The organism is Alsobacter sp. P4_H11 (assembly GCF_056400925.1).
The window spans coordinates 700,871-714,296 of the sequence record NZ_JBFUKI010000001.1 but is presented as its reverse complement, the minus strand read 5'-3'; the positions used below and the strand labels follow the sequence as shown (position 1 = coordinate 714,296).

The following is a 13,426-nucleotide window of genomic DNA, read 5'->3' as shown; positions in this document are numbered from 1 at the left end:
GCTTGCAATGACGGGGAGGGCTGTCCAAGGGGCGGTTGCAGGTCAAGCGTTGGCGCGAAGTACCACCGCGGTGTTCGCCAATGCAAACGGGGCGCCCTGAGGCGCCCCGTCGAGTATAGGGAGCGGCGGCCGGAGCCGCCGTCCAGCCTCAGTACGAGTAGTACATCGAGAACTCGACCGGGTGCGGGGTCATCTCGAACTTCATGACGTCCTGCATCTTCAGCTCGATGTAGCTGTCGATGAAATCGTCGTTGAAGACGCCGCCGGACTTCAGGAAGCCGCGGTCGCGGTCGAGATTGGCGAGCGCCTCGCGGAGCGAGCCGCAGACGGTCGGGATCTTCTTCAGCTCGCGCGGGGGCAGGTCGTAGAGATCCTTGTCCATGGCCGCGCCCGGATCGATCTTGTTCTGGATGCCGTCGAGGCCGGCCATCAGCATGGCCGCGAAGGCGAGGTAGGGGTTCGCCATCGGGTCGGGGAAGCGAACTTCCACGCGCTTGGCCTTGGGCGAGGACGTGTAGGGGATGCGGCAGGAGGCGGAGCGGTTGCGGGCCGAGTAGGCCAGCAGCACGGGAGCCTCATAGCCCGGGACCAGGCGCTTGTACGAGTTGGTCGACGGGTTGGTGAAGGCGTTCAGCGCCTTGGCGTGCTTGATGATGCCGCCGATGTAGTACAGGCACTCCTGCGACAGGTCGGCGTACTTGTTGCCGGCGAAGAGGGGCTTGCCGCCCTTCCAGATCGACTGGTGCACGTGCATGCCCGAGCCGTTGTCGCCGAAGATGGGCTTGGGCATGAACGTCGCCGTCTTGCCGTAGCTCTGCGCGACGTTGTGGATGCAGTACTTGTAGATCTGCATCTGGTCGGCCATCAGTGTCAGCGTGTCGAACTTCATGCCGAGCTCGTGCTGGGCGGAAGCGACCTCGTGATGGTGCTTCTCGACCTTGACGCCCATCGCCGCCATGGCGGCCAGCATCTCGCCGCGCATGTCCTGGGCGCTGTCCTGCGGAGGCACCGGGAAGTAGCCGCCCTTGGTGGCGATGCGGTGGCCGAGGTTGCCGCCCTCATACTCGGTGTCGCCGTTGGTCGGCAGCTCGATCGAGTCGAGCTTGAAGCCCGTGTTGTAGGGCTCGGACGAGAAGCGGACGTCGTCGAACACGAAGAACTCGGCCTCGGGGCCGACGAAGATGGTGTCGCCCACGCCAATGGACTGGAGGTAGGCCTCGGCCTTCTTGGCGATGCCGCGTGGATCGCGCGGGTAGGGCTCGCCCGTGGTCGGCTCGAGAATGTCGCAGACGATCGACATCGTGGAGGCCGCGAAGAAGGGGTCCATCTGGGCGGTGGCCGGGTCCGGCATCAGGGTCATGTCGGACTCGTTGATCGCCTTCCAGCCGGCGATGGACGAGCCGTCGAACATGGTGCCTTCGGCGAAGATCTCCTCGTCCACCATCGAGACGTCGAAGGTGACGTGCTGCCACTTGCCGCGCGGGTCGGTGAACCGGAAGTCGACGTATTTCACGTCGTTGTCCTTGATCGCCTTCAGGACATCCTTGGCGGTCTTCATGGGTCGTTTCCTCTTCTGGAGAGCGGGACGCGGGGTCTCGCGAGGGCAGGCGGAATCGAGGGGGGCGGGAACGTCGGGGCGGATCAGATCGCGTCGAGGCCGGTCTCGCCGGTGCGGATGCGGATCGCGCCTTCGACGGGGGACACGAAGATCTTGCCATCGCCGATGCGCCCGGTCTGGGCGGCCTTGCGGATGGCGTCCACGGCGCTCTCGACCATTTCGTCGGGCAGCACGATCTCGATCTTCACCTTGGGGAGAAAGTCGACCACGTATTCGGCGCCGCGGTAGAGCTCGGTGTGGCCCTTCTGGCGGCCGAAGCCCTTCGCTTCCGTGACCGTGATGCCCTGGAGGCCGACCTCCTGGAGGGCCTCCTTCACGTCGTCGAGCTTGAACGGCTTGATGATCGCTTCGATCTTCTTCATCGGTGACCCGGATCCTCGGCTATGGCGTCGCGGCCTTTCGGGAAGCACACTCCGGCTCTTAGCAGATCGAGGGGGCGGCGCGCCACCGCGATCTTGGCGGCATCGGGGCGGTTTGGGCGTGAAACGGGCAGGGTGGGCGAGCCTTGAACGTGTTTCGCCCAAAGCTTGTGCGATCCGCCTATGATTTGATCACAAGGACCGCGCGATGGACGAGCTTCTCACAACCCGCGAGATGGGCGAGGCCGACAGGCTGGCCGGCGAAGGTGGCATCGCGGGCGCGACTCTGATGGACCGCGCCGGCGCGGCCGTGGCGGACGCGGTCTGCCGGACGCGGCCGACGGGCGCGCGGGTGCTCGTGGCGTGCGGCCCGGGCAACAATGGCGGCGACGGCTTCGTGGCGGCGCGCATCCTGGCGGCGCGAGGCTACCGGGTGGAGCTCGCCCTTCTGGGCGAGCGCGCCGCGCTGAAGGGCGACGCAGCGGGCGCGGCTGCCAGGTGGAGCGGACCGGTAGCGGCGGTGCGGGACTGCGATCCGGCCGCCGCCGACCTGGTGGTGGACGCGCTGTTCGGCGCTGGCCTGGCGCGCGGTCTTGACGGCGACGCGGTGGCGTTGGTGGAGCGCATCAATGCGTCGGACAGGCCCGTTGTGGCCGTGGACGTGCCTTCGGGGCTGGACGGAAACACCGGGCGGGTGCGCGGCGCGGCGGTTCGGGCCTCCGAAACGGTGACGTTCTTCCGGCTGAAGCCCGGGCATTTGCTGTATCCCGGTCGACGCCTGTGCGGCCCGGTGCGGGTCGCCGACATCGGCATCCCGGCGTCCGTGCTCGACGCGATCCGCCCGCTGGCGCGGCGCAACGGGCCTGGCGTGTTCGGCGCGGCGTTTCGCGCGCTGGACGAGGAGGGCCACAAATATGGCCGCGGGCACGCGGTGGTGGTTTCGGGCGGAATCGAGGGGACCGGCGCGCCGCGGCTCGCGGCCCGGGCGGCTCTCCGTATCGGGGCAGGGCTCGTCACGGTGGCGTCGCCCGGCGAGGCGCTGCCGATCCACGCGGCGGCGCTCACGGCCGTGATGGTGCGCAAAAGCGAAGGCGCGGCGGGGGTTGCCGGGCTGCTGGCCGACAAGCGCCGCAATGCCGTGGTGCTCGGCCCCGCGCTGGGCGTGGGCGCAGCAACGCGAGACATGGCGGCGGCGGCGCTGCGGTCCGGCGCGCATGCGGTGCTGGACGCGGATGCGCTCACGAGCCACGAGGGCGACGCGCTTGCGCTGGCCGCGCTGGTCGGCGCCCGCCCAGAGCGCGGCGTGATCGTGACCCCGCATGCGGGCGAGTTCGCGCGGCTGTTCAGCAACCAGCCGGAGATCGTTGGCGCGGAATCTAAACTTGCCGCCGCGCGCCGCGCAGCCGCGGCCCTGGGCGCGGTGGTGGTGCTGAAAGGGCCCGACACCGTGATCGCCGCTCCGGACGGCCGGGCGGCGGTGAGCGCGAACGGAACGCCATGGCTGGGCACGGCCGGGTCGGGCGATTGCCTCGCCGGCATAGCGGGCGGGCTGCTGGCGCAGTCCGTGCCGGCGTTCGAGGCAGCCTGTGCGGCCGTGTGGCTGCACGCGGAGGCGGGGCGGACGATCGGCCCCGGGCTGATCGCCGAGGATCTGCCGGAGGCGCTGCCGGCCGTGCTGCGGGCCAATTTCGGGCGCGAGGCTGACTAGCCGCCGAAGCGCCCGGCGAGCTCCCGCGTCAGCCGCCCGCCCTCGTTGAGGCTGCGGCTGATGATGGTCTCGGCCGCCGGCGTGCAGCGCCGGTAGGTCACTGAATACTCGCGATAGCCCCGGTTGTAGGCGCCGGCCAGACGCTCGCGGCGCTGGGGCGGAGGCGCCTCGGCGTTGATCAGGGCCGTCATGCGGCCGCGCCACTCTGCCTCGCCCTCGCCGCCGCAGAGCGGATGCAGGAAGGCCAGCGCGCCCATGAGTTCGGAGAGGCGCAGCATCTGCGGCTCGTAGGGCGGCGGTGGCCCCTCGGGCGCGGGTTGGGCGGCCTCGGTGGGCTTTTGCTCCGCCGGCTTGGCGTCGGCCGGTTTCGGCGGGCGCGCCGCCTGGTCGCCGCGGGCTCCTGGGCGGGTGTGCGACCGCGGCGCGGGCGAGGCTGCCGGCGGCAGATGCCGCGGCGGACGCTGGATGATGATTTGCGGCGCCGGCCGAGGCGGCGTTTCCCACGGCCAGTAAAATTGCGCCGCTGCGGGCTCTGCCGCGCCGGCCAGCCCAACGAGCGCCAGCATTGTAGCGGCGATGCGCTTGGGCGTGCTCATGCGGCGGCCAGCACGGCTGCGGCCTCGGCGACGATCCGCGCAAGTCCGTGGGTCGCCGCCAGCCCGCCAATGGCGCCGGGCTCGGCGAACAGGACCTCGCCGGCCTCAGGGCTTGGCGCGGGCTCACCCGACACCCAGCGCGCCGCGAAGGTCGCGATCACGAAATGCCGCACGACGCGGTTATCCGGGTCGCGCTCGATCACCTGCGTGTGGCGCACGAAGCCTACCACCTCGGCGACCACGCCGACTTCCTCCATAAGCTCGCGCAGGGCCGCCTGCTCCAGCGTCTCGCCGGGCTCCACCAGCCCGCCGGGCAAGGAGAACAGCGTTGCGGCCGGCGGCTTGGTGCGCGTGGCCAGCAGCACCTTGCCATCGCGGAACACCGCAACGCTGGCGGCCAGAAAGGGCCGCGACGGGTAGAGCCGGGGATCGGCCTGCTGAGCCTCGGCCCCGATCAGGTCAGACGTGCTGGCCGCCATTGATGTGGATCTCAGCGCCGTGGACATAGCTCGACTGGTCGGTGCACAGGAAATAGATCGCCTTGGCGACCTCCTCGGGCGTGCCGAGTCGGCGCATCGGGATCTGCGCCACGATCTTGTCCGTTCCGGGCGACAGGATGGCGGTGTCAATCTCGCCCGGCGAAATCGCGTTCACGCGGATCTCGTGCGGGCCGAAATCGGCCGCCATCTCGCGCGTCAGCGCCGCCAGCGCGGCCTTGGACGTCGCATAGGCGGCTCCCGCGAAGGGATGCACGCGCGAGCCCGCGATCGAGGTGACATTCACCACCGAGCCCTTGGCGGCCTTGAGCTCGTTCATCAGCCCGCGCGCCAGCATCACGGGCGCGAAAAAGTTTACCTGGAACACCTTCTGCCAGTCCGCCACAGAGGTTTCGAGCGTGCCCAGCCGCGAACCTCCTTCGCCCTTGGGCGAGATTGCGGCGTTGTTCACAAGCGCGTCCAGGCGGCCGCCCTCCAGCCGGTTCTTCACCTCCTCGATCGCCTCGGTGGTGTTGGCCGGGTCGGCGAGGTCGAGCTGGATGTGGTCCTCGGGGCCCATCTCCCAGGGGCAGTTTTCCGGGAAGGGGTGGCGCGAGCAGGTGATCACGCGCCAGCCCGCGGCGGAGAACCGCTTCACGGTCGCGTGGCCGATGCCGCGGCTCGCGCCGGTCAGCAGCATGGCCTTTCGTTGGCCGTTGGCGTTGGAGTTGGGCATTCGGCGTCCTGTTCGGGGTCGGGCGACCGGCGGCCGCGCCGTTGCAAGGTTAGCTCGTCATAGCAACGCAAACTGAATCAAGGATACAGGCGTTCGTTGGCCCATTCGCCCTCGGGCTGCGGGCGGCGAAACACCATGCGGTCATGAAGCCGGAACGGCTTGTCCATCCAGAACTCCATCTGCACTGGGCGGATGCGGAACCCCGTCCAGTGCGGCGGGCGCGGGACTGTCCCGATGGCGTATTTCGCCGCATAGGTGGCGACCGCCTTTTCCAGCGCGAAGCGGCTCTCGAGCGGACGGGACTGCTGGCTCGCCCAGGCGCCGATGCGGCTGTCGCGCGGCCGGCTCTCGAAATAGGCGTCGGCTTCGGCGTCGGTCACGCGCTCCACCGGGCCGCGCACGCGAACTTGGCGGCGCAGGCTCTTCCAATGAAACACGACGGCGGCCTTGGGCGTCCCGGCCAGCTCGGTCCCCTTGGCGGACTCCGTGTTGGTGTAGAACACGAAGCCGTCGGAATCGTAGCCCTTCAGCAGCACCATGCGGACATCCGGCAGGCCGGTTTCGTCCACGGTGGCGAGCGCCATCGCGTTGGGGTCGTTGGGTTCGGACTCCTTGGCCTCGGCGAACCAGTCGGCGAAGAGGGCGAAGGGGTCGCGGGACCCGGCGAAGTCACCAGCCATTAACGTTTCCGTTGGTTGAATGTCGGCGTACAAGCGTAACGAGGATCGCCATTGTCCCGCCGAGCCGACCTATCGACTTATATGGGACATCGCCGTCTTCTACAAAGTGGCGCGGCGGCGCAGCTGGTGCGCGTGGGCGTCGCCTCCACGGTCGCGCTCGCGCTGTGCGGCTGCTCCATGGTGCTGCCGGGCATGAGCCTGGCTGATCCCGAGACCACCGCCTCCATCACGCCCGCGGGTTCGCCGCTCGCGCCCGCGATCGACGATGTCGACTGGAAAGTCGCCAGCCCGGTTCTCGCCCAGGCGCTTGACCCCCTGCACAAGGGCCCGGGCGCGTCCTGGAGCAACGCCGACACGGGCGGCTCGGGCAGCTTCACGGCCAACGGCCAGGCCTATGTGCGCAACGATCAGGTCTGCCGCTCGTTTTCGGCCGCGGTGAAGACCCAGGGGCGCGAGGACAAGCTCATCGGCGTGGCCTGCAGGCTGGGCGCGGGCGACTGGACGGTGCAGAAGGTGAAGCCGGCCGCCAACGCGGTATGATGGCGGCGCGATGAGGCGCCGTTGCGAATCGGCAACAGTCTCACCACATCAGGAGCGAACAGGAGAGCTGGCGATTTCCGGCGCGTCGACGCGTGGGATCGCCGGCTTCGGGACGAGGCGCGGGCCGCGCCTCCAATCACCCGCAGGAGTTGAACCACGATGCGCGATCCCTACGAGATTTTGGGCGTGCCGCGCTCCGCCCAGGAGGCGGACATCAAGAAGGCCTATCGCAAGCTCGCGAAGGTGCTGCATCCGGACCGAAATCCCGACGACCCGAAGGCGCGAGAGAAGTTTTCCGAGCTCACCAACGCCTATGAGATCCTGGGCGACGACGCCAAGCGCAAGCAGTTCGATCGCGGCGAGATCGACGCCGAAGGCAAGCCGCGGTTCAGCGGCTTCGAGGGTTTCCACCACGGCGGTGGTCCTGGCGCAGGCGCGGGCTTCGGGGCCGGGCGAGGGGCGGGCTTCGAGGGCTTCAATTTCGGCTTTGAGCCGGGCGGCGCTGCCGGCGGCTACCGCGCCCGCACGGGGCCGGGCGGCTTCGACCCGGGCGACATCTTCGCCGACCTGTTCGCGGGCGGCGGGGCGGCCGGCGGCCAGCGCGCGGGTCGCACGGGCGGCAAGCGGCCCTCTGGCGAGGACGCCCAGACCGAGATCGCGCTGACGCTCGCCGAGGCCGCGAAGGGCTCCAAGGCGCGCGTCGTGCTGCCCTCCGGCAAGGAGGTCGAGATTTCGGTGCCGGCCGGCGTCACGGACGGCAAGGTCATCCGCCTGAAAGGGCAGGGTCACCCGAGCGCCTGGGGCGGCGCCAATGGCGACCTTCTGGTCAATGTGAGGGTGCGGCCTGACCGGCGCTTTACCGTCGAAGGAAAGGATCTGCGCCTGCGTCTGCCGCTGCGGCTCGACGAAGCCGTGCTGGGCGCCAAGGTCCGCGTTCCGACGCTGGACGGCGCGGTGGAAATGTCGATCCCGTCCCACTCCTCCAGCGGCCGCACCCTGCGCCTGCGCGGCAAGGGCCTTCCGGCCGCCGACGGCGCCGGCGACCTGCTGGTCACCGTCGAGGTGGTGCTCCCGCCCGAAAAGGACGCCGAGCTGGAGGCGCTGATGAAGCGCTGGTCCGAGACGCAGACCTTCGATCCCCGCAAGGATCTCTAAGAGGGTCGCTGCGCCGGAGCCACCCTGCCGTCATTGCGAGGAGCAAAGCGACGAAGCAATCCAGGCACGGGGCGTGAGGCTCTTGCCTGGGGCGCGCGCGCCAGGCCCAGCTTCTGGATTGCTTCGCTGCGCTCGCAATGACGGCCAGGGTCGTCGATGGCGCCTAGAGCGGCAGGCCCTTCAGCTGCGACACGGCCGTCATGACGCCGCGGATTTCGGCGAGGCCCTTGAGGCGGCCGATCGCCGAGTAGCCCGGGAAGCTGCCCTTTCCCTTGTCGTCCAGCAGCTCATGACCGTGGTCGGGGCGGAAGGGGATGCGCCAGCGGGCGTCGCCAGCCCGCTTGCGGCGGTTCTGCTCATCCAGCAACGCCTCCACGACCGCCACCATGTCGGCGTCGCCGCCGAGGTGGTCGGCTTCCATGAAGGAGCCGTCCGGCTCCTTGGCGACGTTGCGCAGGTGGGCGAAATGGATGCGGTGGGCGAAGCGCCGCGCCATGGCGGGCAGGTCGTTGTGCGCGCCGGCCCCGAGCGAGCCGGTGCAGAACGTGATCCCGTTGGCGGGCGAGTCCACGGCCTTCGTGATAAAGTCGAGGTCGTCGGCCGACGACACGATGCGGGGCAGGCCCATCAGCGAGCGCGGCGGGTCGTCCGGGTGGATCGCCATGCGGATGCCGACCTCCTCGGCCGTGGGGATCACCTCGCGCAGGAAGCGGGCGAGTTTGTCGCGCAGGGCGGCGCGGTCGATGCCGGCGTAGCGCGCCAGATGGCGGCGCAGGCCCGGGATGTCGTAGCGGTCGAAGGCGCCGGGCAGCCCCGCCATGATGTTGGCCAGCAGCCTCTCCTTGTCGCTCTCCGAAGCCTTGTCGAACCAGCTGCGCGCCTTGGCGAGGACCTCGGGCGAGACCTCGTCCTGCGCACCGGGGCGCTCCAGCATGAAGCAGTCGAAGGCGGCGTATTCGTGCGCGTTGAAGCGCAGCGCCGTGCCGCCGCCGGGCAGCGGATGGTGGAGCTCCGTGCGGGTCCAGTCGAGCACCGGCATGAAGTTGTAGCAGATGGTCGTCACCCCGCATTCCGCGAGGTTGCGCATCGACTGGCGGTAGTTGTCGAACAGCTCCGAGAGGTCGCCTTCGCCGATCTTGATCCGCTCATGGATGGGCAGGCTCTCCACCACGCTCCAGCGCAGGCCGAGGCTGGGATCGGCGGCGATCAGCGCCTTGCGGGCCTCGATCTCCTCCACGGTCCACACCACCCCGTAGGGGATCTGGTGGAGCGCCGTGACGACGCCGCTGGCGCCAGCCTGCCGGATCGCGTGCAGCGGGACCACGTCGTCGGGGCCGAACCAGCGCCAGGTCTGTTCCATGGGTTTTCCTCGCAATATTTTCGTTGGAATCAGGTCGCCGCGCCGGCCGCCGCCACGGCGCCACGCGCCAGCAGGGCCGCAAAGGCGTCCGTCACCGCCTGGACGAAGGCCGGGGCGTGCGGCAGGTCGGCGCCGAAGATCGCGTCCTGGCGGAGAATGGCGGCGACCCGCGCGGCAGGGCTTTGGCCCGCCTGGTCCAGCGCCTCGCGGAGCTTCTGCGCCATGGGGTCGCGCACGTCGATGGGTTGGCCCTGCTCGTCGACCCCGCCCACGTAGCGGATCCAAGCGGCCACCGCGAGGGCAAGGCGCGGGAAGGGCAGGCCGGCGTCCAGGCGGTCGCGAATGGTGGACAGGATGCGCTGAGGCAGCTTCTGCGAGCCGTCCATCGCGATTTGCCAGGTACGGTGCCGGATCGACGGGTTGGAGAAGCGCTCCAGCAGGTCGTCCGCGTAGCCGGCGAGGTCAACGCCTGCCGGGGCGGGCACGGCCGGGATGATCTCCTCGCGCCAGAGCGCCGTCACGAAGGCCCGCAGGGTGGGGTTGGAGACTGCGTCCACCACGGTTTCGCATCCGGCCAGATAGCCGAGATAGGCGAGCGCCGAATGGGAGCCGTTGAGCAGCCGCAGCTTCATGTGCTCGTAGGGGGCGACATCGGTCACCAGTTGCGCGCCGACCTTGTGCCAGGCGGGCCGGGCGCCATCCACGAAGGCGTCCTCGATCACCCATTGCCGGAACGGCTCGTGCGTGACCGGCGCGGCGTCGTAGAGGCCAGTAGCCTCGGCGGCGGCGTCGATGTCGGCCTGCGTGGTCGCCGGCACGATCCGGTCCACCATTGTGGACGGGAAGGCGCCGTGCGCCTCGATCCATGCCGCGAGGCCGGTGTCGCGTAATGCCGCGAAGTCACGCACGAGGCCGGACACGAGCTGGCCGTTGTGGGGAAGGTTGTCGCAGCACATCACCGTGAAGGGCGCGATGCCGTTGACGCGCCTCCGCTCCAGCGCCTCCACGATAATGCCCACGGCGGTGCGCGGAGCGTCGTGGTTCTCCAGGTCGTGGCGGATGTCGGGGTGATGCTCGTCCAGTTGGCCGGTCGCGGGGTCGTGGCAGTAGCCCTTCTCGGTGACCGTGAGGCTGACGATGCGGGCCGCCGCGTCCGCCATCATGGCGACCACGGCGTCGGGATCCTCGGGCGCGACCAGGGTGGCCCTGAGGTTTCCGACGATGCGGGCCTTCACGCCGTCGCCGTCGCGCTGGAGGGCCGTGTAGAGGCCGCCTTGCGGGGCGAGGCGGTCGCGCTGGTCGGGCCTTTTCAGGCTCACGCCCGCATAGCCCCAGGCAGCGAAATCCTGCGCGAGCGCGTCGTCCGTGTAGAGCATGCCGTGTGCGCGCACGAAGGCGCCGAGGCCAAGATGCACGATCCCGACACGCAGGCGGTCGCGGTCGTAGCCCGGCAGGGCGACGCCCGGTTTCAGCTGCGCGAGCGTGGCGGGGGAAAGGCGGGGAAGGTCCGCGGGGACGGTCATGGCTGCACGTCCGCTCCAAGATCGTCGTTGATGAGATCGGGGTGCTCGACCGCGAGGGTATGGGCGATCTTGAGCACCTCGGACATGTGCGTCCGCATGGCGGCCTCGGCCGCGGCAGGGTCGCGATTCTCGATGCCGGCCAGAATAGCGCGATGCTGGGCGATGAGAACCTCCACCGGAGTCGCCGCCGGAAGGCTGAGAAACCGGACGCGGTCGAATTGCGCTTTCTCACGCTCGATCACGGCCCAGAGCTGGGCGACGCCGCTGGCGTCAGCGAGGGTGTGGTGAAAGGCGTCGTCGGCTTGGGTAAAGCGCTCGGGGTCGCGCTGCGCCCGTTCCTGCTCGGCGATCGCGCCGCGCGCCCGGGCCAGCAAGCCGGGCGACACGCCCCGCTCGGCGGCGCGGCGCACAGCAGCCAGTTCCAGCGCCTCGCGAACGAACCGGGCCCGCTCCATCGCGGCCAGCGAGATGCGGCTGACGAAGCTGCCGCGCTGGGGCCTCACGTCGATCAAGCCTTCCTCGACGAGCCTGATCAGGGCCTCCCGCACTGGCGCGCGGCTGGTGCCGAAGCGCAGCGCGAGCTCGTTCTCGGAGAGCCGCTCGCCGGGCCGCAGCCGCAGGCTGACGACATCCTGGCGCAGCGCCGCATGGATGGCGCGCACGGTCGGGGGCGTCTGGCCGATCTGGCGATCCAAGCTCATCCGCGCCTCACTTGTAGAACAGGCTGGGCAGCCAGAGCGAGATCTGCGGCACGTAGGAGACCAGGAACAACACCAGGATGTTGCAGACCAGGAAGGGCCAGATGGCCTTGCTGATCGCGCCCAGCGAGATCTTGGCGATGTTGGCCGACACGAACAGGCACACGCCCACGGGCGGCGTGGTCAGCCCGATCATCAGGTTGATCACCGCGAAAGTGGCGAAGTGGATCGGGTCGATGCCCACCTTCACGGCCACGGCGAGCAGCGGCGGGAACAGGATGATCAGCGCCGCGATGGTCTCCATGAAGGTGCCGACGATCAGCAGCAGGATGTTGATTAGAAGGATGATCAGGTACTTGTTGGTGGTCAGCGCCAGCATGGAAGCCGCGATCGCCTGCGGGATCTGCTCGCTCGTGAGGATCCAGCCGAACACATTGGCGAGGCCGACCAGCAGCACCAGCGCGCCCGAGCCGATGGCGCTCTCGATCAGGATGTTGGGCAGCGCCGACACCTTGAAGCCGCGATACACGAAGAGGCCCACCACGAAGGCGTAGAGCGCCGACACCACCGAGGCCTCGGTGGGGGTGAAGTAGCCGCCCACGATCCCGAACAAGATCACGCCCGTCATCAGGATGGCCCAGAAGGCCGCCTTGCTGGTGCGCACCACGTGGCCCCAGCCCTGCCAGGTCCCCTTCGGATAGCCGCGTTTGCGCGAGATGATGTAGACCGTGATCATCATCCCGATGCCCATCAGCACGCCCGGGACGGCGCCGGCCAGAAACATCTTGCCGACCGAGAGGCCCGTGAGGGTGCCGACGATGATCATCGGCACGCTGGGCGGAATGATCGGGCCGACCGTTGAAGCGGCCGCCGTGACGGCCGCCGCGAAGGGCGCGTCATAGCCCGACTTGCGCATGGCCGGGATCATCACCGAGCCGATCGAAGCCGTCTCGGCCACTGCCGTGCCCGAGATGCCGGCGAAGATCATGGAGCCGACCACGTTGGCGAGGCCAAGGCCGCCGCGGATGTGGCCCACGATGGCGTTGCCGAAGCGGACGATCTGGTCCGTGATGCCGCCGCCGTTCATGAGGTTGCCGGCGAGCACGAAGCCCGGAATGCAGAGCAGGACGAAGGAGTCCATGCCGGCGAACATGTATTGCGGCACAACCGACAGATCGATGCCGGCGCCGAACAGATACACGGCTGAGGCGAGGCCGAGCGCCACGCCGATGGGCGTGCCGAGGATGAGGCAGACCGCGAAGGTGCCGAACAGCAGGGTGACGAGCATCAGACGAGTTCCCCGTGGCTTGCGGGCGGCGTCTGGCCGAAGCCAAGGAAGCGCGCGAGGGAGAAGAAGGCGAGCGAGGCGGGGATGATCAGCATTACGACGTAGATGGCGATCATCGGCACATCGAGCGAGCGGGCGCGCTCGCCGAGGCTGCCGGCGACGTAGTCCCAGGCGCCGGGCAGGATCGCGATCGAGAACACGATCATGATCACGTCGACGATCCGCTCCACGAAGCGCCGCGCTGCGGGCGGCAGCGGCGTGATGAAGAGGTCGACGTTCACGAGCTCGGAACGCAGCACCGCCAGCCCGCACGAAAAGGCGACGAGGTAGACCAGCGCGAAGCGGGCGACCTCCTCGGTCCAGGACGGCGAGGGAAAGCCCGGGATGCGCCCGAGCACCTGGATGGCGACCACGCCGATCAGCACTGAGAAGGCGGCGAGCGTGCCGTAGCGGCAGACGCTCACCAGGGCGGCCACCAGGCCGGCAAAGGCGTTGCGCATGGGTGTCCTCGCGTGAAGCGGGTCAGTTTGAAATGGCGCCGGTCCGGCGGGAGGGCCGGGCCGGCGGATGTGAGGCTTTGGCCGTTCAGCGCGCGGTGGGCCCCTTCTCCCCGGACCGGGGAGAGGGCTGGGGTGAGGGGAAGAAGCCCCTCATCCGGCCTCGCTGCGCTCGGCCACCTTCTCCCCGTG

The 13,426-nt window shown here is 69.3% G+C and carries 14 protein-coding genes; 3 read left to right on the top strand and 11 right to left on the bottom strand.

Annotation, left to right across the window (positions count from 1 at the left end):
- Positions 1 to 148: 148 nt before the first annotated feature.
- The gene (glnA, locus tag AC1DSZ_RS03285) at positions 149 to 1,558 is read right to left on the bottom strand and encodes a type I glutamate--ammonia ligase (RefSeq protein WP_476836948.1); all 1,410 of its coding nucleotides are present in this window, start codon (positions 1,556 to 1,558) and stop codon (positions 149 to 151) included.
- A gap of 83 nt (positions 1,559 to 1,641) precedes the next feature.
- Positions 1,642 to 1,980 carry a P-II family nitrogen regulator gene (locus AC1DSZ_RS03280; RefSeq protein WP_476836947.1) on the bottom strand — a complete coding sequence of 113 codons (339 nt, stop codon included), beginning with the start codon at positions 1,978 to 1,980 and terminating at the stop codon, positions 1,642 to 1,644.
- Positions 1,981 to 2,185: 205 nt separating this feature from the next.
- On the opposite strand from AC1DSZ_RS03280, the gene AC1DSZ_RS03275 reads away from it, so the two are divergent.
- Positions 2,186 to 3,685, top strand: coding sequence for an NAD(P)H-hydrate dehydratase (locus AC1DSZ_RS03275; protein WP_476836946.1), 1,500 nt, complete (start codon positions 2,186 to 2,188; stop codon positions 3,683 to 3,685).
- Here the strand turns inward: AC1DSZ_RS03275 and AC1DSZ_RS03270 are convergent.
- The 4 genes from AC1DSZ_RS03270 to pdxH form a co-directional block, all read right to left on the bottom strand.
- Complete coding sequence (locus AC1DSZ_RS03270) at positions 3,682 to 4,281, bottom strand: TIGR02301 family protein (protein ID WP_476836945.1); 600 nt, start codon at positions 4,279 to 4,281, stop codon at positions 3,682 to 3,684. The two genes, AC1DSZ_RS03275 and AC1DSZ_RS03270, sit on opposite strands and share 4 nt — an antisense overlap.
- On the bottom strand, positions 4,278 to 4,760 hold the full coding sequence (locus AC1DSZ_RS03265) for an NUDIX hydrolase (RefSeq protein WP_476836944.1): 483 nt from the start codon (positions 4,758 to 4,760) through the stop codon (positions 4,278 to 4,280). Before AC1DSZ_RS03265 ends, AC1DSZ_RS03270 begins: the two co-directional genes overlap by 4 nt.
- On the bottom strand, positions 4,741 to 5,493 hold the full coding sequence (locus AC1DSZ_RS03260; RefSeq protein WP_476836943.1) for an SDR family NAD(P)-dependent oxidoreductase: 753 nt from the start codon (positions 5,491 to 5,493) through the stop codon (positions 4,741 to 4,743). The genes AC1DSZ_RS03265 and AC1DSZ_RS03260 overlap by 20 nt, the downstream gene beginning before the upstream one ends.
- Before the next feature lie 77 nt (positions 5,494 to 5,570).
- On the bottom strand, positions 5,571 to 6,173 hold the full coding sequence (gene pdxH, locus AC1DSZ_RS03255; RefSeq protein WP_476836942.1) for a pyridoxamine 5'-phosphate oxidase: 603 nt from the start codon (positions 6,171 to 6,173) through the stop codon (positions 5,571 to 5,573).
- A gap of 81 nt (positions 6,174 to 6,254) precedes the next feature.
- Between pdxH and AC1DSZ_RS03250 the strand changes: the two genes are divergently transcribed.
- Both AC1DSZ_RS03250 and AC1DSZ_RS03245 read left to right on the top strand, forming a co-directional pair.
- Positions 6,255 to 6,713, top strand: a complete 459-nt coding sequence (locus AC1DSZ_RS03250; protein ID WP_476836941.1) for an RT0821/Lpp0805 family surface protein — start codon at positions 6,255 to 6,257, stop codon at positions 6,711 to 6,713.
- A 159-nt stretch (positions 6,714 to 6,872) separates the two neighbouring features.
- Positions 6,873 to 7,868 carry a DnaJ C-terminal domain-containing protein gene (locus AC1DSZ_RS03245; protein WP_476836940.1) on the top strand — a complete coding sequence of 332 codons (996 nt, stop codon included), beginning with the start codon at positions 6,873 to 6,875 and terminating at the stop codon, positions 7,866 to 7,868.
- Positions 7,869 to 8,031: 163 nt separating this feature from the next.
- Here AC1DSZ_RS03245 and uxuA read toward each other — a convergent pair whose 3' ends face one another.
- From uxuA to AC1DSZ_RS03220, 5 genes are read right to left on the bottom strand one after another with little or no spacing between them, the layout of a single operon-like run.
- Entirely contained in the window at positions 8,032 to 9,228 is a 1,197-nt protein-coding gene (gene uxuA, locus AC1DSZ_RS03240) for a mannonate dehydratase (protein ID WP_476836939.1), read from the bottom strand.
- Between the two features lie 29 nt (positions 9,229 to 9,257).
- Positions 9,258 to 10,751, bottom strand: a complete 1,494-nt coding sequence (locus AC1DSZ_RS03235) for a mannitol dehydrogenase family protein (RefSeq protein ID WP_476836938.1) — start codon at positions 10,749 to 10,751, stop codon at positions 9,258 to 9,260.
- Positions 10,748 to 11,452, bottom strand: a complete 705-nt coding sequence (locus AC1DSZ_RS03230) for a GntR family transcriptional regulator (protein WP_476836937.1) — start codon at positions 11,450 to 11,452, stop codon at positions 10,748 to 10,750. The genes AC1DSZ_RS03235 and AC1DSZ_RS03230 overlap by 4 nt, the downstream gene beginning before the upstream one ends.
- A gap of 7 nt (positions 11,453 to 11,459) precedes the next feature.
- The gene (locus tag AC1DSZ_RS03225; protein WP_476836936.1) at positions 11,460 to 12,737 is read right to left on the bottom strand and encodes a TRAP transporter large permease; all 1,278 of its coding nucleotides are present in this window, start codon (positions 12,735 to 12,737) and stop codon (positions 11,460 to 11,462) included.
- Positions 12,737 to 13,237: a TRAP transporter small permease gene (locus AC1DSZ_RS03220; protein ID WP_476836935.1), complete on the bottom strand. Its 501-nt coding sequence runs from the start codon at positions 13,235 to 13,237 to the stop codon at positions 12,737 to 12,739. Before AC1DSZ_RS03220 ends, AC1DSZ_RS03225 begins: the two co-directional genes overlap by 1 nt.
- Positions 13,238 to 13,426: the final 189 nt, after the last annotated feature.